The sequence below is a fragment of the Steroidobacter sp. genome, assembly GCF_036402275.1.
In the GTDB taxonomy this organism is placed as follows: Bacteria; Pseudomonadota; Gammaproteobacteria; order Steroidobacterales; family Steroidobacteraceae; genus Steroidobacter.
This window is the reverse complement of record NZ_DASWTF010000024.1, coordinates 1-20,926: the sequence shown is the minus strand read 5'-3', so window position 1 is coordinate 20,926 and position 20,926 is coordinate 1. Positions and strand designations below refer to the sequence as shown.

Sequence of the window (20,926 nt, the reverse complement as noted above, 5' to 3'; positions counted from 1 at the left end):
TCGTTTCTAGTGGCCGGCGTTCCGCAGATACAGCTGCCGTTCCTGCGGCGTCGGCGGAGACCACTGATACGTCCAGGTCTCGCTGAGCGGCAGATGGCCGATGCGCAGGAACAGGCGGATGTCCACCGGATCCATGCTGTCGTCCGGGAGTTTCACATCGAACATCGCGCGATAGCCGCCATTGTGCTGGAGCGGCCGCGCCGAAGTGATTTCCACCTCGCCACGCGACACGTGGATGACCGGTTCCACCGGAGAGCGCGGCGGCAACGTGGCCAGGTCGCCACCCTTGAAATCGATCGCGAAGCGCCACGAGAAATATTTGCGCCGCTGTCCGACGACGCCACCCAGTCCAGTGCGCGTCGCCACTGCTTTCGCGAGCGTCGGCTCGACTGGCATCTGCGTGCCCCAGTACATGTTGTAGCTGTACAGCAGTTCCTCGCCTGGCTTGGGCGGCGTTTCCGGATTCCAGAACGCGACGATGTTGTCGAACGTTTCATCCGCCGTCGGAATTTCCGTGAGCTGGACGGAGCCCTTGCCCCACGGCGACTTCGGCTCGATCCACAGGCTCGGCCGGCGCTCGTAGAACACGCCGTCGTCCTGATAGTTGTTGAAGTCGCGATCCCGCTGCATCAGTCCGAAGCCGCGCGGATTCTCGTCGAAGTACGAATTGAATCGCAGCATCGGCGGATTATTCAGGGGGCGCCACAACCATTCGCCACGGCCCGTGTACAACGACAGGCCGTCGGAATCGTGAATCTCCGGGCGCCAGTCGTAGCCCATGCGTTTATCGTTCTCGCCGACCTGATACATGCTGGTCAGCGGCGCGATGCCGAGTCGACGAATCGCCTTGCGTGGGTACACCGCTGCATCGACTTCGACGATGTGCGGAGCGCCCGGCGTCAGCGCGAATCGATACGCGCCCGCGACGCTTGGCGAATCCATCAATCCATACACGACGAGCGTGCGTGCATCCGCTACGGGACGTTCGAAGTAATATTCCGTGAAGCGCGGAAACTCTTCGGGATCCAGTGCGGTGTCGATGGCGAGGCCGCGCGCCGACAAGCCGAACTGTCGCGTGTCGCTGCCGACGCAGCGGAAGTAACTGGCGCCGAGAAACGAGGCCAAGTCCGCTTCCCAATTGGTGATGGTATGAATGCGGAAGCCCGCGAACGACAGATCCTTGGGCAGCGAACGGGCGTTGACGCCGCTGTGGCTCAGATCGAACAGGTCGGGGCGATACAGAATCTCGCGCGCCTGGCCGCCGGCGACTTCATACATGTGCACCGGCTCCTTGAAGCCGCGGCCCATGTGAAAAAATTCCAAACGGAAGTTGCCGCCCTCGATGTCGGACCAGATGGCTTCGTCACGGTTGAAGCGGATGGACTGATATTCGTCGTAGCCCATCTCGATCAGCTGTTTTGGCGCGAGCCGACTGGGCGGCACGAAGGGTTTGCTCGCCAGTGCGCGTGCTTGTCCTTTCAAGGTGGCGTAGTCGAAGGCTCGCGCCGGGCCGCGCGTTGGGGCGGAAGCGGCGGAAGCCAGACCGGGAGCGGAAAGCGTCGATAACAAAACTGCGGATTGAAGAAAATCGCGACGTCGAATCATGAGGTTCCCGTGTTGGATCAGCGTTCGTAGCGGGGTTTTCGAAGGTTACCAGCTGAACGCCACCTGACCAACGCCGTTCAGCTTCCGATCAGATGGGCTGGTCAATATTGTCTCCCATCCCGGCCTTGCCGGTGTAACGAGGAGATGGCGATGAAGACCCTGTTTGCAGCTGCCGTGGCGGTGTCGTTGCTGACGGGCACGGCGGCGACGGCGTACGCGGACAACGATCGCGATCGTCACTACGAGCGTCGTCACGACGATCACGGTAAGGACCGTCGCGATTATCGCGGCTATGACCGCAAGGATCGCAAAGATTGGGACCGTAAAGACTGGGACCGCAAGGACCGGGACCACAGGGACTGGGATCGCCACCATCGCGACTACGACCGGTACGATCGTCGCGATGCGTATCGGGATGGTTACTGGCAGGGTCGCGTCGATCAGCGGCGCTACGACCGCGGCCGGTACATCGCTCCGCGCGGCTACTATGTCCGCAGTTGGCGACACGGCGATCACCTGCCGCGCTCGTACTGTGAGAGCCGGTACATCGTGCACGACTATCACCGGTACCACCTGCACGCCCCGCCGCATGGTCACCACTGGGTGCGCGTCAACAACGACGTGGTGCTCGCGGCCATCGCCAGCGGTGTAGTGGTGAGCGTGGTCAACGGCCTCTTCTACTGATTATCGGACTCGGGATCGGGCAGTCCCTGCCACGACCCTCGTGGCGAGGCGGCAAAAGGCGTGACTTTTGCCGCTCGCCCGCCACCTGCGGCGGCGGGGTACATCCATGTACCCGGGGTGGTACTAGAAGCGGACGTCTTGTTTCCCGCCAATAATGAGATGTTGGTCACACGCGGAACGTGACCGAATTCCGTAGTCTCGTCACGGTTCAACGTCGCGGCGAGAGATTATGGAAAGACACGAGTTCTCGGCCCTGATCGGGCGCCTGGAACGTCAGGCCGACGACAATCCACAATTCTATGCTTTGAAAGTCGGCGCGCTCGCCGCGTTGGGTTACGCGTCGATCTTTCTTCTGGCCGTCGTCATCCTGGTCACGTGCTGGTACACGTTCAGTCCGCTATTGTCTGGCGATCGCTTTCGCGCACCGTTGGTCGTCGCCTGCGCGGTCGGACTGGTGACCCTGGTCGGAATGGTTCGCGCGTTGTGGGTGCACATCGCCGAGCCCTCGGGCTTGCGCGTGACTCGCGAAGAAACGCCGCAGCTCTTCGCCGCGATCGACGAAGTCGCTGCGAAAATGGGCGGCGTGCAAGTGGACTCCGTATCGGTCAGCTCGGATTTCAATGCCTGCATCGTGCAGACGCCGCGCTGGGGCATCTTCGGTAATTATCGCAATCACCTGGAAATCGGCCTGCCGCTCGCGATGGTGCTCACCATCGATGAGCTGAAAGCCGTGATCGCGCATGAGATGGGCCATCTGTCTCAGGCGCACGGTAAGTTCGGCGCCTGGATCTATCGTCAGCGGGTCACGTGGCACGCGCTCGAGTCCAAGTTCAACAATCCCGTCGGCATCTTCGATCAGATTCTCGGTGCGTTCTACGGCTGGTACGCGCCGTATTTTTACGCGTACAGCTTCGTGCTCGCACGCAATCACGAATACGTCGCGGATCGTGCTGCCGCGAATGTGACGAGCGCGGCGGCGATCGGCGCGGCGCTGACAAAGCTGGATCTGGCAGGCAGGTTCCTGTCCGAAGTGTTTTGGAAACGTCTGTACGATCAGGTCGAGAAACAACCCGATCCGCCGTACATGCCTCACGCCGTGATGCCACGCGCATTCAAGGCGGCGGAACGTCAGTGGGCGCGGCCCGATTGGCTACAGCAGAGCTTGAAGCGCTACGCGGCCGATGACGATACCCATCCCAGCCTCGCGGAGCGGCTGGCTGCGCTCGATATCGAACCTGCCACGCCGGTGCACGATCCCGACCGCTCCGCGCTGTCCTTGTTTCATCCGGCGACGCCGTCGCTGGTGAAATTCTTCGACCAGGAGTGGCAGCAGGACACCGCGCCGAAGTGGCGCAAGCGTCATACGGAGATCATGGAGGCCAAAGCCAAGCTGTCGTTGATGGAAGATGCGCAGACCGCGGCGCTCAACGATCAGGAAATCTGGGAAAAGGCGCTGTTGCTGCTGGAGATCGATCGCGAAGCGGACGCGATGGCGGTGTTGGAGGAGTTGCTGTCACGCAATGGCGAACATGCCAAGGCGCATTTGCTCATGGGACGGATGCTGCTCGATCGCAACGACGATCGCGGCTTGAAACATTTGCTGCTCGCGGTGGAGCAGGACCTGGAACTGACGGATGAAGCCGGGCGCGCCGGCTATGTGTATTTGATGCGGCGGGGCCGGGAGCAAGAAGCGAAACGCTTCTGGGCAAAGGCGCAGGATCTCTACGAGAATCCGCGTCACATGCCGGATTCGATGATCGAATAACGGGTGAGTAACGGACGACGCGCCTCGATCCATGCTCGAGGCGACGACGTCCGTGCAGTGATCCAGCTTACTGCCAGTTGTTGCGAGTCTGGAACTCGCGCGCTTGTCGTTCCGCGTCGTCGCGCGCCAAGCCATACCGCTCCTGCAGCTTGCCGGCGAGAATTTCAGCGTGGCCTTCCATCTCGTCGATCTCGTCGTCGGTGAGCTTGCCCCACTGCTCCTTGATCTTGCCTTTCAGCTGCTTGAAATTACCGCTTGCAATGTCTCTGTTCATGCGAGTCTCCGGTATCAACTTCTTACACGGCGCTGGCACGCGCCGCGCGCCGTAATAACGACTCGCGCTCTCGCAAAGTTCACTTGAGTCAAGTGTGGGATTTTCGATGACGCGCTCGGCGTGTCAGCGCTCCGGCCAGTGCCAGGTCGGGCGGTCGAGCAAGCCTTGTTCCTGGACCAAGGTCTGGCCGAAATCCTTGGCGAGCTGGATGGCGTTGCAACGGTCGTCTTGTTGAAGCGCGGAGAGCAGCCGCGACGAATGGGAAACGACCCAGAGCTGCGTGGAGCGGCTCGCGGCTGAAATCAGCCGCGCGAGCGCGGGGAGCAGGTCGGGATGCAGGCTCGTCTCGGGTTCGTTGAGCACCATGAGTTGTGGCGGACGCGGCGTGAGGAGCGCGGCGATCCATAGCAAATATCGGAGCGTGCCGTCGGAGAGCTCGGCCGCGCTCAGCGGGCGAAGCAGGCCCTGCTGATGAAATTCGATGGTGAAAGCGTTGCCGACGCGGCCGATGGCGATCGACGCGCCTGGAAATGCGTCGCTGACGGCTTGATTCAATTGAGCCACATCGCCGATCTCGCGGATTGTTTGTAATGCAGCGGCGAGGTCGTGGCCGTCGTGACTCAGCACTGGTGTGCGTGTGCCAAGTTGCGGTTGACGGATCGGCGAGTCGGCGTCGGTACGTAAGTGATCGTAAAAACGCCACGAGCGAATCTGCTCGCGAATGGTGAAGATCTCCGGCGCTCTTTGGGCGTCGGCAACCTGAGTGAGCATGCTGTCGAACGTCGCGAGATGCGAGGCGACGATGCGCCACTCGCCGCCAGCTTCGCGAGTTCGGACCACAGGGCCGCGCCGATCGATGAGCAGCGCGGAGGGGCGGAAGCGCGGGCCCGACCAAATACATTCACGTTTGATTTCCGGATCGAACGCGAATTCGGAGGTGCTGGGTGTCGGCAACCCGAGGTCGATGGAATAACTGAACTCGCTGGACGCAAATCCCAACCGCAAGCTCACCGGCGCCCGGCGTGGCCCGCCTTGTACCGGGTGCTCGCCACGTTTCATCGCCGCGGAAATAGTTTCCGGCCCCGCCCACAACGTCGATGACAAACCGCCTTCGCGCGCCAGCGACGCAATGACACTGCCTTGGGCGGTATCGGAGAGCAGCCGCAGCGTGCGATAGAGATTGGACTTCCCCGTGCCGTTCTCGCCGCTGACGATGTTGAGCTCGCTCAGCGGCACGATGACCGAGCGCAGCGAACGGTAGTTGGCGATGGCCAGGGTAGTGAGCATGGGATCCCTCCGTGGCCAGACTGGCATATTGGTGCAAAGCGGGCCAGCCATCACGCGCCGCTGCGGTTCACAATCCGGCCCCGTCATGCCGGGGCTTTCTTGACAGCCCGGACCCGAAACCTTTAGCGTTCGCCCTGCGCCGATTTGAGTTCAGCTTGCGGGCGCGTAAGAAATACGGCTAAAGCGAAGCAAACCCTGCTTGAGCTTTGGCGAGCGGGTTTTTTTATGCCCGCTTGCCAGTCGGCCGCCTTCCCCGCCAGCCCTCGTTTCGACGCCGTGAACCAACGGATTCTGCAGTCGGGAGAGTGGCGTGCATCCTTCCATAGTCGTGCTCAAATTCGGCAGCTCGGTGCTCCAGACCGAAGCGGATCTGCCGCAGGCGATCGACGAGATCTACCGCGAGTGGCGGGCCGGCCGGCGCGTCATCGCCGTCGTCTCCGCGTTCGCCGGCGTTACCGATAAGCGCTTCGCCGAAACGCGCGCCGTGACCGCCGATTTGCATGAGCAAGCTGCCTGGGTGGCGGGCGGCGAGGAAGAGTCCGGCACTAAACTCGCCGCGGCATTGGTGGCTAACGGAGTATCGGCTCGGTATGTCGATGCCCGCGCGGCCGGATTGCGCGCTCACGGCGATCCGCACGAGTCCACGCCGGTCTCGTTAAACGCCAGCTACTTGCACGAATGTTTCCAAGAGCACGCCGTGCTGGTGGTGCCTGGCTTCATCGCGCAAGACATTCAAGGTCGCACGGTATTGCTCGGTCGCGGCGGCTCGGATCTCACGGCGTTGTTCTTGGCAAAGAATCTCGATGCGCGCTGTCGCCTGCTCAAGGACGTGGACGGTGTGTACGAAAGCGATCCGGCCGTCGTCGAGAATCACGCGCAGCGCTTCAATCGATTGAGCTGGCGCACCGCGCTCAGCATCGGCGGAAAAATCATTCAACCGCGCGCGCTACAGTTCGCGCAGTCGCACGGGCAATCGTTCGAAGTCGCGTGCGTGGACTCGAATCTTTCCACTCTGGTCGACGCGGGGCCGGATGAAATCGCCGCCGTTCCTCATGAAAACATCGGGCGGGTGCGTGTCGTGCTGCTCGGCCTGGGCACGGTCGGGCTCGGGGTGTATGCGCATCTGATACGACGGCCGGACCTGTTTGAAGTCGTACGCATCGTGGTGAGAGATCTGGACAAGCCCCGGCGGATCGAAGAGGCCGATCTCGAGGTGCCGAAGTCGCTCCTGTCCACGGATGTTTGGGATGCGATCGCCCAGCCGGCCGACCTGGTCATCGAAACATTGGGTGGCCTGGATCCGGCGGGCGAAGTGGTGCACGCCGCGTTGTCGCGCGGACGGGCGGTCGTGACGGCCAACAAGGCGCTCATCGCTTCGAGATGGTGGGAGAAGCTGGCGCGCTTCGCCGCCGGCGAACAACCGAGCTTGAAGTTCAGTGCGGCCGTGGGAGGCGCCGTGCCCGTGCTGGAGACGATCGCCGCGCTGGCTCGTCACTCCACTGTCGTGCAGGTGCGCGCCATTCTCAACGGTACGTGCAATTTCATCCTCGACCTCCTGGAGCAACGCATAGACTTCGATACGGCGCTCGCGCAGGCCCAAGCGAATGGCTATGCCGAGGCCGATCCGCATGACGACCTAGTGGGCTTGGACGCGGCCCGCAAGCTGGAGCTGATCGCCCGAGCGGCGTTCGGCGAAAGCTCGCACTTCGAGCTGAATGTGCGCGGGATCGTCGGCGTGACGGCCAGCCAGGCCGCGCTGGTCCGCGAGGAGGGCCTGAGCCTGAAGCTGGTGGGGGCTTGCGAGCGAAGTGGAGGCCATATCGCCGGCGTCGTGAAACTGCAGGAACTGCCGTCGAACGACTTTCTGGCGGGAGCCAGGGCCGAAGAAAACCGCGTGGAAATCCTGGCAGGCAACGGACAGAGAGTGCGTCTGGCAGGTAAGGGCGCCGGCCGCTGGCCGACCGCACTTTCCATTTTGGGCGATGTCCATGAATACTTGCGGGAGCGACGCCTGGCCAGGCAGGACGAGCAGGCGCAGCCCGCGGTGGTCAACGCGTGATGGATAACAGTTACCGACACTTGCACGGGACTCTCACTGGGTATCTCATTGGGCATGAAAAAATCATTGCTGCTGATCGCGGCGCTCGCGCTGCATTCCGGATGTACCAGGAACGAACCGGCGCCGGCCGCCGACACCAAGGCCGACCTGCCCGTGCCCAAGGCTGAGCTGGGAGACTTCGGCCTGGATCTCACGGCCCGCAACCCCGACGTAAAGCCCGGCGACGACTTCTTCGCGTACGCCAGCGGCAAGTGGTACGACACCTTCGAGATTCCGCCGGACCGCGCCTCGTACGGTCCCTTCAACAAGCTCAACGATCTGTCCGAGGAGCGGGTCAAAAAGCTGATCGAGACCGCCGCTGGCACCAAGCCCACGGCCGGCACGCCGGAACAAAAGATCGGCGATTACTTTGCGAGCTTCATGGACGAGGCGGACATCGAGGCCAAGGGCCTCGATCCGCTCAAAGAAGATCTCGCGCGCATCCACGCCGCGAAGACCAAAACGGACATCGCGACCCTGTTCGGCCTGCCCGGCATCATGTCCACGTTCGGCGTGGGCATTTCGCCGGACATGAAGAATCCCAGCCGTTATTCCATCGAGATCGGCCAGGCCGGCCTGGGCTTGCCGGATCGCGACTACTATCTGAAGGACGATCCCAAGCTCAAGGAGCATCGCGAGAAGTACGTTGCATACATCGAGCAGATGCTGTCGTTGGGTGGCGTGCCGAATGCGGCAGACAAAGCGCGCGACATCATGAAGTTCGAAACTGCACTGGCCAAAGCGCAGTGGCCGCTCGAGAAGCGTCGTGACGCCGAGGCCAATTACAATCCGCGCACCAAGGAGCAGTTGCTCGCCTACGCACCGGGCTTCGACTGGCAGGCGTTCTTTACCGCGTCGGATCTGGGCTCGCGTGAGAATTTTGTCATCGGCCCCATCACGGCGATTCGTGACAGCGCCAAGGTCTTCGACAAGACGTCAGTGGATACGTTGAAGGACTACCTCACGTTCCATCTGTTGCGTTCCAATGCGTCGTTCCTGCCGAAACGCTTCGACGAAGCGAACTTCGCTTTCTACGGTAAACAGCTGCGCGGTCAGCCCCAGCAGCGCGAGCGTTGGAAGCGCGGGGTGGCGATCACCGGCGATGCGCTGGGCGAGCTGGTCGGTCAGGTCTACGTCAAGGAATATTTCCCGCCCGAGTCCAAGGCCAAGATGGAAGTGCTGGTGGCCAACCTGCGCGCGGCCTTGAAGGAGCGGCTCGCGACGCTGAGCTGGATGAGCGAAGACACCCGCAAGCGCGCCGAAGAAAAGCTCGGCACCTTCGTGGCGAAGATCGGCTATCCGGACAAGTGGAAGGACTATTCGGCGCTGGAAGTGCGCCGTGACGATGTCATCGGCAACGTGCGCCGCGCGTCGGTCTGGGATTGGAATCGCCAGGTGGCGCGCCTCGATCAGCCCGTGGACCGCGACGAATGGTTCATGAACGTGCATGAGATCAACGCGTACTACAACCCGCTCAACAACGAGATCGTGTTCCCGGCCGCGATCCTGCAGCCGCCGTTCTTCGATCCTGCCGCTGACGACGCCGTGAATTACGGCGGCATCGGTGCAGTCATCGGTCATGAAATCGGCCACGGCTTCGACGATCAAGGCCGCAAGTTCGCGCCCGACGGCAGCCTGCGAGACTGGTGGACCAAGGCCGACGCCGACGCGTTTGGCGGCAAGACCAAGGTGCTGGTGGAGCAGTACTCGTCGTTCGACGCGCTGCCGGGCCTGAAGGTCAACGGCGCGACTTCGCTGGGCGAGAACATCGGCGATCTCGGCGGCCTGAACATGGCTTACGAGGCGTATCACAACTCGCTGAACGGTCAGCCTGCGCCGGTCATCGACGGTCTGACTGGCGATCAGCGTTTCTTCCTGTCCTGGGCGCAGGTGTGGCGGACCAAGATTCGCGACGAAGCGCTGCGCGCGCAGGTGCTGTCGGATCCGCATGCTCCGCCGTATTTCCGGGTCAACGGCGCCGTGCGTAACATGGACGAATGGTATCGAGCCTTCGACGTGAAGCCGGGCGACAAGCTGTATCTGCCGCCGGAGCAGCGGGTCAAAATCTGGTGAGGACCCACTGCTCGTGAGGACCCGTTGTGCCTGGCTCGTGGCGATGTTTGGCGTCGCCACGCTGTCAGGCTGCAGTAAACCCGAGCCCGAACCTCCGCCCGCGCCGCCGCCGCTCAGCAAGCAAGGGCTGTCGCTCTCTGCCTGGAAGTCGGCGACGCCCGATCTGCACGATCGCCTGCTGCTCGCGAATGCGCTCGCCAAGGGCGACACGGAGGCGATGGTTCTCGTTGCCACGGAAGTGGGCAAGACGCCCGCGGTGGCTGAGGCGATTGCCGCGCTCGGCGGCGATATTCAAGCCCGCTTCGATGATGTTGGTTATCTGCGGGTGCGCCTGGCGCTGGATCGCTTCTCCGACGTCGGCTCGCTGCCTGATGTTTTGATGGCGCATCTCGATGGCGGCGGCGCGCACGGATTGTACGCGAACGATCGCGATATCGTGCGGTATTCCTCCATGCCACCGGCCCCTTCGCAGACCGCGGCTCCGGCTCAATCCAATTCGTTTACGACCGATACTCTGCTCGGCGCTGAAGTCGATTCGGCGGCCACGACGCTGTCTGCCGAAATCGAGGCGTTGCTGCGAGCCGCCGCCAGCAAAGAAACGAACGTGCTCGCGCGCGATGCAGACGGGGGCAGATTTCCTGGCGGGGGCTCCGATTTGTTCGCGCTCATGGTGAATAGGGCCGTCGAGGTTCACGGCAAACCGATGCTGTTTGCCGCCGGCGCATTCCGCAGCGTCGAGGGTGTAACCGGCGCGTCGAGCGGGCGTCGCGTGATCGCCGTTGGCGATAGCGCGATGCCTTCGACGGCCAGTGTCGGACCCGCTTCGGATGGAGCCTCGAAACCGGATGTGCTTGCGCCAGGCGGCTTTGAAGGTGCAGCGAGTGCGACGGAGTCTTTAATGGCTGCGGCGCGCGCCGAGAATTTGCCTGCCGACGCACGCCATATCACTTGGGCGCTGCGCATGGGCGCGCGGCGTCTCGACAACTATCAATCGCACGAGCAGGGCTTCGGCGTCCTCGACACGGCGCGCGCCAAGGAGTTGCTCAAAGAGCTGCAGGCTCGCAAGCTCGATCTGCCAGACATCCAGACACGCGCCCCCGTCAAAACCTACGTCTCGCGATTTCTTCCCGAGCCCGGCGTAGGGCAGGGCTTGTACGAGCGCGAGGGCTGGCTGATACGCCAGAAAGATACGCGAACCGTCACGCTGCTACGGCAAAGCGGCGCGGCGACGCCGCTGTCTTATTCGCTGCAATGGCGCGGCAACAATGGAACATTCAAGTCAGCTCAGACCGAAGTGACGTTGCCGCTCAACGAGCCCGTCCAGCTTCAGTTGGAAATCCTCCCGGAGCAGGTTGGCATTCACAGCGCTCACCTGTACCTGATCGACAAGGCCACGGAACTGCCCGTGCACGCTTTCATGACCACTATCGTGGCGGCGGAGCCGTTCACCGCGGCGAATGGCTACCGCATCGAGCATCGCGAGCAGATGCAAGCGGGCGCTCAGCCGAAGAGATATTTCCTGGACGTTCCGCCGAACATTTCTTCGTTGCGGATCGACGCCGCGGTCGGCGCGGGCCGAGCGCAGTTCGCGCTGATCGGCGGGGCGCTCGATTTGCCGCTGTCGAAGGTGATCGCAGCCGGGCAGCCAGGCGTGCTGCTCGTGGCCTATCCGCCGCCCGGTGTCTACGAGCTGACGGTGTTGCCAACCGATACGCCAGCCAGGGATTTGCGGATCGCGGCCTCGACCCACTACGTCGATTCGCAGTTGGACGAGAAGCCGCCGACCCATAATGCGACGACGCTATGGATGAACAACATCTACGCGCCGCTCAAACGCAGCGACATCATCACGGAAATCGGCGCGCGCCGCGTGTTGAAGGATGTGGGCGGTCCGAGCGGAATGCGCGCCTATAACGTCGAAGTGCAACCCGACAGCAGCTCGCTGCGAGTTGCCGTTTCACCGCCGGATGGGCGCACGCGGGTGGGTCTTTATCTGTATGACTGCGCCACGGGCTGGTGCAAGTTGTGGGGCAGCGATGTTTTCACGCGACCAGTCTCCAAGGCGCTGGTGGTGACGAATCCGCGCGCGGGATTGTGGCGAGTCGTAGTCGATGCCACTGCGCCCGGAACTGCATTCGAGTACACCCAGATCGTGTCGCACCCTCGCTTCGGCAAAGGCACTGTCGCGGGCGAAAGCGTGGAGCGCCGGACCGGCGCGCGTTGGAACCAGCAGGTGAGCTATCAAGTCAGCGAAGCCCCGCCGTTTGGATACGATCTTGTGGGTCTAATGGACGTGGTGGACCCGGGCAGCGAAGCGGACGAGCGCGGCGCGCCGTTCAGCGATTGGCGAGCGAGCGGCAACACCCGCGATCTGCCGCTGCGCCCACTGCGACTCAGCACTCAAGTGATCCGTCTGACGCATTGATGAAAGCCATTGATGAACTCAGGTGCGCACGTTCGTTCCTGGCTTTGCGCCGCCCACTCGTATAAAAAGACTCGTATAAAAAGCCGGCTGGCCGCGCGGCCGGTCCCCAATCGCATCGAGGCTGAGTATGAGCACTGAACTTGCGGATGTCGGTCTGATCGGCCTGGCCGTGATGGGCGAGAACCTGGCGCTGAACATGGAGAGCCGCGGCTTCCGCGTCGCCGTGTATAACCGGACCACCACGCGGGTGGACGAGTTCATTCAGGGTCGAGCGAAGGGCAAACGCTTCATCGGCGCGCATGACTTGAAGGAATTCGTCGCATCGTTGCAGCGACCGCGCAAGATCGTGATGTTGGTGAAAGCAGGCGCGGCCGTGGATCAGCTGATCGATCAGTTACTGCCCCTGCTCGACCAAGGTGACATTCTCATCGACGGCGGCAACAGCCTGTTCACGGATACGATTCGGCGTACCAAACGGGTGGAAGAAAGCGGCATGCTGTTCGTCGGCTCCGGCGTGTCCGGCGGCGAAGACGGCGCGTTGCACGGTCCTTCGCTGATGCCCGGCGGCAGCCCGGCCGCATGGCCGCACATCAAACCGATTTTTCAGGCTATCTGCGCGCGCACGCCCGAGGGCGAGCCGTGCTGCGACTGGATGGGCGAGAATGGCGCCGGACACTTCGTGAAGATGATTCACAACGGCATCGAATACGGCGACATGCAGCTCATCGGCGAGACGTACGATGTGATGAAACGCGTGCTCGGCATGAGCAACGCAGAGATGCACGAAGTGTTCGCCGAATGGAACCGCGCCGAGCTCGATAGCTATCTGATCGAGATCACGCGCGACATCCTCGGCTTCGTCGACAAGAACGGCGAAGCGACCATCGACAAGATCCTCGACGCCGCGGGCCAGAAGGGCACCGGTAAATGGACCGTGATCGAGGCGCTCGACCACGGCATTCCGCTCACGTTGATCGGTGAGGCTGTGTTTGCTCGTGCATTGTCTGCAGCGAAGGAAGAGCGCGTGCGCGCCTCCAAGCAACTCGCACCGGTGGTGAGTGAGTTCAAGGGCGACCGCAAGCAGCTCATTGAAGATCTGCGCCAGGCGTTGTACGCCTCGAAGATCATCAGCTACGCGCAGGGGTATCAGCTGTTGCGCTCGGCGGCCAAGCAGTATCAGTGGAGCTTGAATTACGGCGGCATCGCGCTGGTCTGGCGCGGCGGCTGCATCATCCGCTCGGCATTTCTCGGCGACATCAAGAAGGCGTTCGACCGCGATCCGCTGCTGGTCAATCTGCTGCTCGATCCGTTCTTCCGGGATGCGGTATCGACTCGCCAGGCCGGCTGGCGTCGCGCCATCGTGGCGGCGATCCAGAGCGGCATTCCCATGCCTTGCATGAGCGCCGCATTGTCATACTTCGATGGTTATCGAGCCGAGCGGCTGCCGGCGAATCTGTTGCAGGCCCAGCGCGATTTCTTCGGCGCTCATACCTACGAGCGCGTCGATCAGCCGCGCGGACAGTTCTTCCATACGGACTGGACCGGACACGGCGGAGCCACGACTTCGCGTTCCTATAGCGTATAACCAAGTTTTCTTGCCGGCGAGTTGCTTCCCAGTCAGTGAAAAAAATACGGCGGGTGATATCTGTTGAATATCGCCCGCCGATGCGCGAGGGTACGGCTGCCTGAGGAGAACACCGCCGGCAACGGATCTGCTGGGTGTCGGCGCGCCGCGGACTTCAAAGCTCGTGACGGTGAGCTTTCAATCCGCGGCGTCCGTTTCCGATTTCGTCAAAATTCCTGCCAGCTCGAATCGTCGCCGCTCGCTTTGGCCATCGGAGCCGGGCTCGGCTTGATCGCCTTATACGCTGGCTTGCGCGCAGGCATCGGGCGCACGGTGGCGCGCGGAGCGGAGGAAACATTCGCAGCGAACGTGGCCGGCGCAGCAGCTTGATAGTTGCCGCCAGCGACTGAGAAGAACGAGACCTTCTCGACCAGCACATCCGCCTGCTGCTCCATCGCCTTGCTCGCCGCCGCCGCTTCCTCCACCAACGCCGCGTTCTGTTGCGTCGTCGTGTCCATCTGCGTGACCGCGGTGTTCACCTGATCGATGCCGCTCGCCTGCTCCTCGCTCGCCGCCGAAATCTCGGCCACGATATCGGCCACGCGCTTCACGCTGGCGACGATTTCGTTGAGCGACTTGCCCGACTCGTCCACCAGTTCGGTGCCGGCCTTGACCTTGCCCACCGAGTCGTTGATCAGATCTTTGATCTCCTTCGCGGCGGTCGCGCTCCGCTGCGCGAGTGCGCGCACTTCGGTGGCGACCACGGCGAAGCCGCGGCCCTGTTCGCCAGCGCGCGCCGCTTCGACGGCGGCGTTCAAGGCGAGCAGGTTCGTTTGGAATGCGATCTCGTCGATCACGTCGATGATGTCGGCGATGCGCTTGCTCGACTCGCTGATCGCGCTCATGGCGCTGACCGCGCGGCTCACTACGGCGCCGCCGCGATCGGCTTGTTCGCGTGCGCCGACGGCGAGCTGACTTGCCTGACGGGCGTTATCGGCGTTCTGCTTCACAGTCGCCGTCATCTCTTCCATGGAAGACGCCGTCTCTTCGAGCGCGGAGGCCTGTTCCTGCGTACGCTGGCTCAGGTCGTCGTTGCCGCTGGAGATCTGACGCGCCGCCGAGCCCACCGAGTCGGCGCCAAGCCGCACCGAGCCCACGATGTCGCTCAACTTGTTGTCCATGTCTTGCATGGCGCGCAACAAGCGACCGAACTCGTCCCGCGTGTCGATCTCGATCCGATGGCCGAGTTTGCCGCTGGCAATGCGCTCGGCAGCGCCGACCGCGGTGTTCAGCGACTTCATCATCGAGCGGATCAGCATCGTGCCGAGCACGGCGGCGACGGCGCCGGCGATCAGCATCGAAAGCCACGAAAACAGACTGGCGCGGCTGTAGGCCGTTTGGTTTGCCCGATTGCCTCGTTCCGCGATCCGATCCTGAATCTCGGTGAGCTGGTCCGCGCTCGAGATCAAAGCCATGATGGCAGGGCGCATTTCCTGTACTCGCATCCGGCGAGCCTCCTCGAGCCCACCGGCTTCGAGCTTGGCCACGACACGATCCCGGACCGCGCGATATTCATCGCCACGTGCTTCGAATTCCCGCGCGAGCTCCAGTTCTTCCTTGTCAGCCGGCAGGGCGCTGTAGCGGAGCCAGGACTCATCGATGATTTTGGTATTCCGCACCTGGACGCTGCGATAATTCGCGAGCAGCTCCGGATCGCCCGTCATCAACGCGAGATCGAGGGCACGAATGTTGTCACGGCGCAGGGCCGCGATCTTGCTGACCAGGGCGGCGGACTGAAATTGATTGCTATACATCTCGTTCATGCGGCCGTTGGACTGCTTCAAGGCGTTCAACCCCAGCAGGCCCACGCACAGCATCGCCAACGCCAATAGGCTCAGCGTCCAGGCCAGACGGGCTTTGACGCTGAGGTTGGACAGACTCATCTTCATCTCCTGCAACATGCGGAAGCACGACAACGTGCCGATACGAGTGCTCGCATCGGCGCGCGCGTGCAGCGGCTGAATGCAGAAGGGACAGAATCAGTGAGCGCCTTAGCGGCGTTGAGCGGGTCCCCTGTCAGCAGGGATCCTGCAGAGGATCCGGCCTCGGAGATCGCGTAGGGAACTGCCTCAGCGGGGACGCAGGCGATCGCGGCGCTGGCCGAACTGCATTTCGATCGCGACGCCGATTTCGGGAGTGGCTTCACGTTCCTCGTGGAGCTTGCGCCGGGGCCAGCCGACGCCGCCACGCAGCTCGAGGATCAGCCACTCCGGCGTGAGCTGGCGACGCATGATCAAGCGCAGCGCGTGACGCGTGAGCTGCACTTCGTTGTCGGTGGCGCCTTCCACCTGCGCTTGCCACGCGAGCCCCGTGCGCTGACCGACGCTCTGAAACAGAGTGAGCTGCGTGTACCACTCCACACCGAGGGTTTCTTCGGTGTACTTGCCGAGGTTGCTCCAACGCAGCAGGAAACGATCGGAAATCACCCGATCCAGATTGATGCGGGTGGTGGTGCCGAAGCCTTCGGTGTTTTGCCAGAACACGGTTTCTCGAGCGCTGAAAACATATCGTTCGGCGAACGATCGCACCACTTCGTAACGTGCGCGTGCATAAGGATCGAGCGGTAGATCGACGCGCACGCCCACCCCCACATCGAAATCGTTGCCGGTGCGCTCGGGGCTGGAATAGCCGAGACCCAGCAGCACGCTTTCGTCTTCGAGCGTGCCGAACTGACGCGTCGGCAATGCGTCGAAATCGCCCTCGGTATCGCTGATGTAATCGTCTTCGCCGACGCGGCCGGCGAATGCGGAAATGCGTTCGTCCCATTGCGGCAGTTGCAGGCGTGCACGGAATCGCAGCCGCGGATCGAAGCCGTCGTAATCGCTCCACAGTCCGCCGACCGTCAACGTGCCGTAAGTGGCGTGATAGTCGTCGTAATGAATCTGATCGCCGAACAAGCCGTCGAGCCAGGCCGACGAGGCACAGGCAGTCACCGTGAGGCTGCGACGTACGCGCTGTAGGACGCTGAGGTTGTCTTCCGCGGGCTGAGCGCAGATCTCCATCGGGCCCACGTCCTCTTTCTCTGGCGGCGGGCCGTCAGCTAAAGGATCTACCTCGGGCTCGCGCTCCAGCGTGCGCGGATCGCTTTCGTCCTGCCGTAGAACCGGGTCGCGCAGCGGGCCTTCGTTCACGTCGTCCGGATCGATGGTTTCGGGCTTGTCGCCGGGCTGCTCCGGCTCGGGCGGCACGGGCTGAACCGGTTCATCCTGCGGCGGCTCGGCTGGGGGTTCGGGCGTCTGCGCCAGCGCGGCCGGGCTGGTTGTGAACGCCCACGCCAGGACGCAGATCAGGGCGAGCGCCGTGCCGGTAAGTCCCGCCGCGCGTCGCTGTGAAACCGCTCTGACGATGCCCGCGTCCGCACGCATATGTCCTGTTTTTGCCGGTAGCCTCGCTGAAATCAACGCAATCGCTACGCCGGAGTTCCTTTCCGCACCGCTGCTCCGTTTATCATGGGGGTTCTTGCGGCCGTCGTTGTCGCTGTTCTGTTGTCGAGGGTACTGCCGATGAGGTATCTGCACACTATGGTGCGCGTCACGGATCTGAGCGCTTCGCTGCGTTTTTATTGCGAGGCCCTGGGATTGCGCGAGGTCCGCCGCATCGAGAACGAGAAGGGGCGTTTCACCCTGGTGTTCCTGGCGGCGCCGGGCGACGAGGACGCTCAGGTCGAGCTCACCTACAACTGGGACCCGGAAAAGTACGGGATCGGGCGCGCCTTCGGCCATTTGGCCTACGAAGTCGACGACATCTACGCGGCCTGCCAGCGGCTGATCGATCACGGCGTCACCATCAACCGCCCGCCGCGCGACGGCCGCATGGCCTTCGTGCGCTCACCGGACAATATTTCGGTGGAGTTGCTGCAGCGGGGCGGCTCGCAGGAGCCGCGCGAGCCGTGGAAATCCATGGCCAACAGCGGCGAGTGGTAGAATCCGCCGCCTTACGACTGTCGTGCCCGCCAGACAAGTGTTGAGCCAAGGAGTTTTCATGTCCGCCTCCATCTTTAACGCCGATCGCGAAGACAAGCAGCCCGAAAAGCTCGAACGCCCCGAGACCCTGGCGGAGCAACTGGCGTTCAAGTCGCGTTTCGTGCTGGTGTTCGGCGAGATCAATCACAACGTGGCGCGTAGCGTGTGTGAAAGGTTGATCGCGTTGTCGCAGCAATCGGATGCACCGATCCGCATGCTGATCTCTTCGCCCGGCGGCCACGTCGAATCCGGCGACGCCATTCACGACATGATTCGTTTCATCAACGCGCCGGTGACCACCATCGGCACGGGTTGGGTGGCCAGCGCCGGCACGCACATTTTCCTGGCGGCCCAGAAGCAGAATCGCGTCTGTCTGCCGAACACGCGCTTCATGATTCACCAGCCCGGCGGCGGCGCGGGCGGCCCGGCGTCGGACATCGCGATTCAGGCCAAGGAAATCCTCCGCACGCGTGAACGCATCGCGCGCACCATCTCCAAGCAGACCGGCCGGCCCTACGAGAAGGTGGTCGTGGACATGGAACGCGACTTCTGGCTGAGCCCCAACGAAGCCATCGATTACGGCATCGTGTCGCGCGTGGTCGAGTCGTATAAAGAGATCTAACCCGCGCGCTCGGCGAGGCACGCTCGCACCTGCGCCCGGAACCATTGCGAGGCCGGGTCTTCGTCGACGTTGGAGTGCCAGTACAAGAACGACTCCAACGGCGACACCTCGATGGGAAAGGGCAGCAGCTGATTGTTTGTTTGTCGATTCACCAGGGACGCCTGTCCACGGGTCATCGTGGCCAGCAGGTCGGACCGGCTCACCACCTGGCTTGCGGCCGCGTGCTGCTGACATCGCATTTTGATGTGGCGTGACAGGCCCAGGCGGGCCAGCGCCGCATCTTCATAACCTCCGCCGCGACGCCGCCCGGTCACCAGAATGTGCGACTGGGCCGTATAGGTCTCGATGTCCAGCTTGCCTTGCACGACTGGATGATCGGCGCGCGCCAGCACTACCAGCGGTTCGGCGCCGATCCGCTCACGACGCACTTCGTTCGATAAAGGCAAAGCGACGTCGAGCGCCAGGTCGACCTCTCCACTCTGCAGATCTTCCTCCAGATCGCGACGATCGATGCGCACCGAGGCGACGTGGATGTGCGCGGCCTCGTTCCCAATGCGGCTCATCAGCGCGGGCAGGAATGTGAGCTCGTGCGATTCGCGGGCCGCGATGGTGAAACTGCGCTGCGCCGTGCCGGGCTCGAAGTGGCCGACGCGCTGGAGCATCTGTTCGAGCGTGCCGAGCGATCCGGCGATGCTGTCGGCGAGGGAGCGGGCGAGTGGCGTCGGGATCATTTCATGGCCCCGGCGCTCGAACAGCGGATCGTTGAGCAACTCCCGCAAGCGGCCCAAGGCGTGGCTCACCGCAGGCTGCGACAGGTGCAGGCGGCGGCTGGCGGGCGTGATGCCGCCTTCGCGATAAATCGCGTCGAAGACGGTGAACAGGTTGAGATCGATCCTGGATAGCTGCATGGGAAGCCCTCCCGCGCCTACGGTCCGAAGCGTTATTGTCCCGGATGGCGGCCGACTATGCATGTCGCCGATCCGGCCGGATTCACACAATGCATTGGCGTGCGCCCGGCGCAGACGGCAAGTTAGCGATAGGGTACCGACCACTCTTCGAGGGACACAAGCATGGATTTCGAATACAGCCCACGCGTGCGCGAGTTGCAGGCGCGCCTGCTGAAGTTCTTCGACGAGCACATTTATCCCAACGAGAAGGCCTATGAGGCGGAGGTTGCCGGGAACCGTCGCAATGGCGATGCCTTCGTGCCTACCAAGGTGATCGAGGACCTGAAGGTCAAGGCGCGGGCCGCGGGGCTGTGGAATCTGTTCCTGCCGCATTCGCCGCGAGTGCCGGAAGGATTGTCCAATCTCGAATACGCGCCGCTGTGCGAGATCATGGGGCGAGTGCCCTGGGCGCCGGAGGTGTTCAACTGTTCCGCGCCGGACACGGGCAACATGGAAACTATCGAGCGCTACGGGACGGAGGAGCACAAGAAACGCTGGCTGGAGCCTTTGCTACGAGGGGAGATCCGGTCGGCGTTTTTGATGACCGAGCCGGCGGTGGCTTCGTCGGACGCGACCAACATCGAATGCAGCATCCGGCGTGAAGGCGATGAGTACGCCATTAACGGCCGCAAGTGGTGGTCCAGCGGCGCCAACGATCCACGCTGCAAACTGTTCATCGTCATGGGCAAGACCAATCCGGAGGCGGCCAAGCATCAGCAACAGTCGATGATCCTGGTGCCGGCGGAGAGCAAGGGCGTGACGGTGATGCGTTATCTGTCCGTGTTCGGCTACGACGACGCGCCTCACGGCCATGCGGAAGTCGATCTCGTGAATGTGCGAGTGCCCGCTTCGAACATTCTGCTCGGCGAAGGGCGTGGGTTCGAAATCGCTCAAGGTCGTCTCGGGCCCGGCCGTATCCATCACTGCATGCGATCCATCGGCGTCGCGGAGCGCGCGCTGGAGCTGATGTGCAAGCGGTTGAGCTCGCGAGTGGCGTTCGGCAAGCCAGTGTCGACTCAGTCGGTGTGGCACGAGCGCATCGCCGACGCCCGCTGCATGATCGATCAGGCCCGCCTGCTGGTGCTACGAGCGGCCTATATGATGGATACGGTGGGCAACAAGGTCGCGAAGCAGGAGATCGCCTTGATCAAGGTGGTCGTTCCGAATATGACTTTGCAGGTGCTGGATTGGGCGATTCAGGCGCACGGCGCCGGTGGCGTTTGCGGCGACTTCCCGCTGGCGAAACTGTGGGCGGGTCAGCGCACGCTGCGTCTGGCCGATGGGCCGGATGAGGTTCACCGGAACGCCATCGCTAAGCTCGAGCTCGCCCGGTATGCGGCGAAGCCCGCTGATGTGGAGATGCCAGTCACTCGCGGAAGCTAAGACTTAAGAGGGGTTGGTGGTTCGCGTCGCCCGAGGTGCCGTCTCTCCTCCCGGCACCGTGCTCCCCCTCAGTCGCGCTATCGCGCGACGTCGTCGGGTCCCGTCCCTGGGCGCACTTTGCCGAAAAGGTCCCTCTTTCTCGACAATGCCGGAAGAAGGGAGGTCACCTCGAACGTC

The 20,926-nt window shown here is 62.9% G+C and carries 15 protein-coding genes; 9 read left to right on the top strand and 6 right to left on the bottom strand.

Annotated elements, in window-relative coordinates:
* Nucleotides 1–6 precede the first annotated feature (6 nt).
* Nucleotides 7–1,602: a glucan biosynthesis protein D gene (locus VGD45_RS11355; protein ID WP_349263257.1), complete on the bottom strand. Its 1,596-nt coding sequence runs from the start codon at nt 1,600–1,602 to the stop codon at nt 7–9.
* Nucleotides 1,603–1,755: 153 nt separating this feature from the next.
* On the opposite strand from VGD45_RS11355, the gene VGD45_RS11350 reads away from it, so the two are divergent.
* The gene (locus VGD45_RS11350) at nt 1,756–2,289 is read left to right on the top strand and encodes an RcnB family protein (protein WP_331155413.1); all 534 of its coding nucleotides are present in this window, start codon (nt 1,756–1,758) and stop codon (nt 2,287–2,289) included.
* Between the two features lie 229 nt (nt 2,290–2,518).
* Complete coding sequence (locus VGD45_RS11345; protein ID WP_331155412.1) at nt 2,519–4,054, top strand: M48 family metallopeptidase; 1,536 nt, start codon at nt 2,519–2,521, stop codon at nt 4,052–4,054.
* 67 nt (nt 4,055–4,121) lie between these two features.
* Here the strand turns inward: VGD45_RS11345 and VGD45_RS11340 are convergent, their stop codons facing one another.
* A complete protein-coding gene (locus VGD45_RS11340; RefSeq protein WP_331155411.1) occupies nt 4,122–4,328 on the bottom strand; it encodes a CsbD family protein in 207 nt (68 codons plus the stop codon).
* Nucleotides 4,329–4,451: 123 nt separating this feature from the next.
* Nucleotides 4,452–5,615, bottom strand: coding sequence for an AAA family ATPase (locus tag VGD45_RS11335; protein ID WP_331155410.1), 1,164 nt, complete (start codon nt 5,613–5,615; stop codon nt 4,452–4,454).
* Between the two features lie 310 nt (nt 5,616–5,925).
* On the opposite strand from VGD45_RS11335, the gene VGD45_RS11330 reads away from it, so the two are divergent.
* The 4 genes from VGD45_RS11330 to gnd all read left to right on the top strand — a co-directional run bounded on the left by VGD45_RS11330 (nt 5,926) and on the right by gnd (nt 13,796).
* Nucleotides 5,926–7,674, top strand: a complete 1,749-nt coding sequence (locus VGD45_RS11330; protein WP_331155409.1) for a homoserine dehydrogenase — start codon at nt 5,926–5,928, stop codon at nt 7,672–7,674.
* A gap of 54 nt (nt 7,675–7,728) precedes the next feature.
* Nucleotides 7,729–9,786, top strand: coding sequence for a M13 family metallopeptidase (locus VGD45_RS11325; RefSeq protein ID WP_331155408.1), 2,058 nt, complete (start codon nt 7,729–7,731; stop codon nt 9,784–9,786).
* 13 nt (nt 9,787–9,799) lie between these two features.
* Nucleotides 9,800–12,211 carry a hypothetical protein gene (locus tag VGD45_RS11320; RefSeq protein ID WP_331155407.1) on the top strand — a complete coding sequence of 804 codons (2,412 nt, stop codon included), beginning with the start codon at nt 9,800–9,802 and terminating at the stop codon, nt 12,209–12,211.
* 127 nt (nt 12,212–12,338) lie between these two features.
* Nucleotides 12,339–13,796 (top strand): decarboxylating NADP(+)-dependent phosphogluconate dehydrogenase, encoded by a 1,458-nt coding sequence (gnd, locus tag VGD45_RS11315; RefSeq protein WP_331155406.1) that lies wholly within the window; start codon nt 12,339–12,341, stop codon nt 13,794–13,796.
* 206 nt (nt 13,797–14,002) lie between these two features.
* Here gnd and VGD45_RS11310 read toward each other — a convergent pair whose 3' ends face one another.
* Nucleotides 14,003–15,718, bottom strand: a complete 1,716-nt coding sequence (locus VGD45_RS11310; protein WP_331155405.1) for a methyl-accepting chemotaxis protein — start codon at nt 15,716–15,718, stop codon at nt 14,003–14,005.
* A 186-nt stretch (nt 15,719–15,904) separates the two neighbouring features.
* Complete coding sequence (locus VGD45_RS11305) at nt 15,905–17,200, bottom strand: hypothetical protein (protein ID WP_331155404.1); 1,296 nt, start codon at nt 17,198–17,200, stop codon at nt 15,905–15,907.
* A gap of 138 nt (nt 17,201–17,338) precedes the next feature.
* On the opposite strand from VGD45_RS11305, the gene VGD45_RS11300 reads away from it, so the two are divergent.
* Together VGD45_RS11300 and VGD45_RS11295 are read left to right on the top strand one after the other, a co-directional pair.
* Nucleotides 17,339–17,758: a VOC family protein gene (locus VGD45_RS11300; protein WP_349263255.1), complete on the top strand. Its 420-nt coding sequence runs from the start codon at nt 17,339–17,341 to the stop codon at nt 17,756–17,758.
* A gap of 58 nt (nt 17,759–17,816) precedes the next feature.
* A complete protein-coding gene (locus VGD45_RS11295; RefSeq protein WP_331155402.1) occupies nt 17,817–18,419 on the top strand; it encodes an ATP-dependent Clp protease proteolytic subunit in 603 nt (200 codons plus the stop codon).
* Here the strand turns inward: VGD45_RS11295 and VGD45_RS11290 are convergent.
* A complete protein-coding gene (locus VGD45_RS11290) occupies nt 18,416–19,327 on the bottom strand; it encodes a LysR family transcriptional regulator (RefSeq protein ID WP_331155401.1) in 912 nt (303 codons plus the stop codon). The genes VGD45_RS11295 and VGD45_RS11290 overlap by 4 nt on opposite strands.
* A gap of 162 nt (nt 19,328–19,489) precedes the next feature.
* On the opposite strand from VGD45_RS11290, the gene VGD45_RS11285 reads away from it, so the two are divergent.
* The gene (locus tag VGD45_RS11285; RefSeq protein WP_331155400.1) at nt 19,490–20,749 is read left to right on the top strand and encodes an acyl-CoA dehydrogenase family protein; all 1,260 of its coding nucleotides are present in this window, start codon (nt 19,490–19,492) and stop codon (nt 20,747–20,749) included.
* Nucleotides 20,750–20,926 lie beyond the last annotated feature (177 nt).

Excerpts from the sequence above, each read along its gene's own strand:
- VGD45_RS11350 (WP_331155413.1), top strand. The coding sequence starts at position 1,756 with ATGAAGACCCTGTTTGCAGCTGCCGTGGCGGTGTCGTTGCTGACGGGC.
- VGD45_RS11345 (WP_331155412.1), top strand. The coding sequence starts at position 2,519 with ATGGAAAGACACGAGTTCTCGGCCCTGATCGGGCGCCTGGAACGTCAG.
- VGD45_RS11340 (WP_331155411.1), bottom strand. The coding sequence starts at position 4,328 with ATGAACAGAGACATTGCAAGCGGTAATTTCAAGCAGCTGAAAGGCAAG.
- VGD45_RS11335 (WP_331155410.1), bottom strand. The coding sequence starts at position 5,615 with ATGCTCACTACCCTGGCCATCGCCAACTACCGTTCGCTGCGCTCGGTC.
- VGD45_RS11325 (WP_331155408.1), top strand. The coding sequence starts at position 7,729 with ATGAAAAAATCATTGCTGCTGATCGCGGCGCTCGCGCTGCATTCCGGA.
- gnd (WP_331155406.1), top strand. The coding sequence starts at position 12,339 with ATGAGCACTGAACTTGCGGATGTCGGTCTGATCGGCCTGGCCGTGATG.
- VGD45_RS11310 (WP_331155405.1), bottom strand. The coding sequence starts at position 15,718 with ATGAGTCTGTCCAACCTCAGCGTCAAAGCCCGTCTGGCCTGGACGCTG.
- VGD45_RS11305 (WP_331155404.1), bottom strand. The coding sequence starts at position 17,200 with ATGCGTGCGGACGCGGGCATCGTCAGAGCGGTTTCACAGCGACGCGCG.
- VGD45_RS11300 (WP_349263255.1), top strand. The coding sequence starts at position 17,339 with ATGAGGTATCTGCACACTATGGTGCGCGTCACGGATCTGAGCGCTTCG.
- VGD45_RS11295 (WP_331155402.1), top strand. The coding sequence starts at position 17,817 with ATGTCCGCCTCCATCTTTAACGCCGATCGCGAAGACAAGCAGCCCGAA.
- VGD45_RS11290 (WP_331155401.1), bottom strand. The coding sequence starts at position 19,327 with ATGCAGCTATCCAGGATCGATCTCAACCTGTTCACCGTCTTCGACGCG.
- VGD45_RS11285 (WP_331155400.1), top strand. The coding sequence starts at position 19,490 with ATGGATTTCGAATACAGCCCACGCGTGCGCGAGTTGCAGGCGCGCCTG.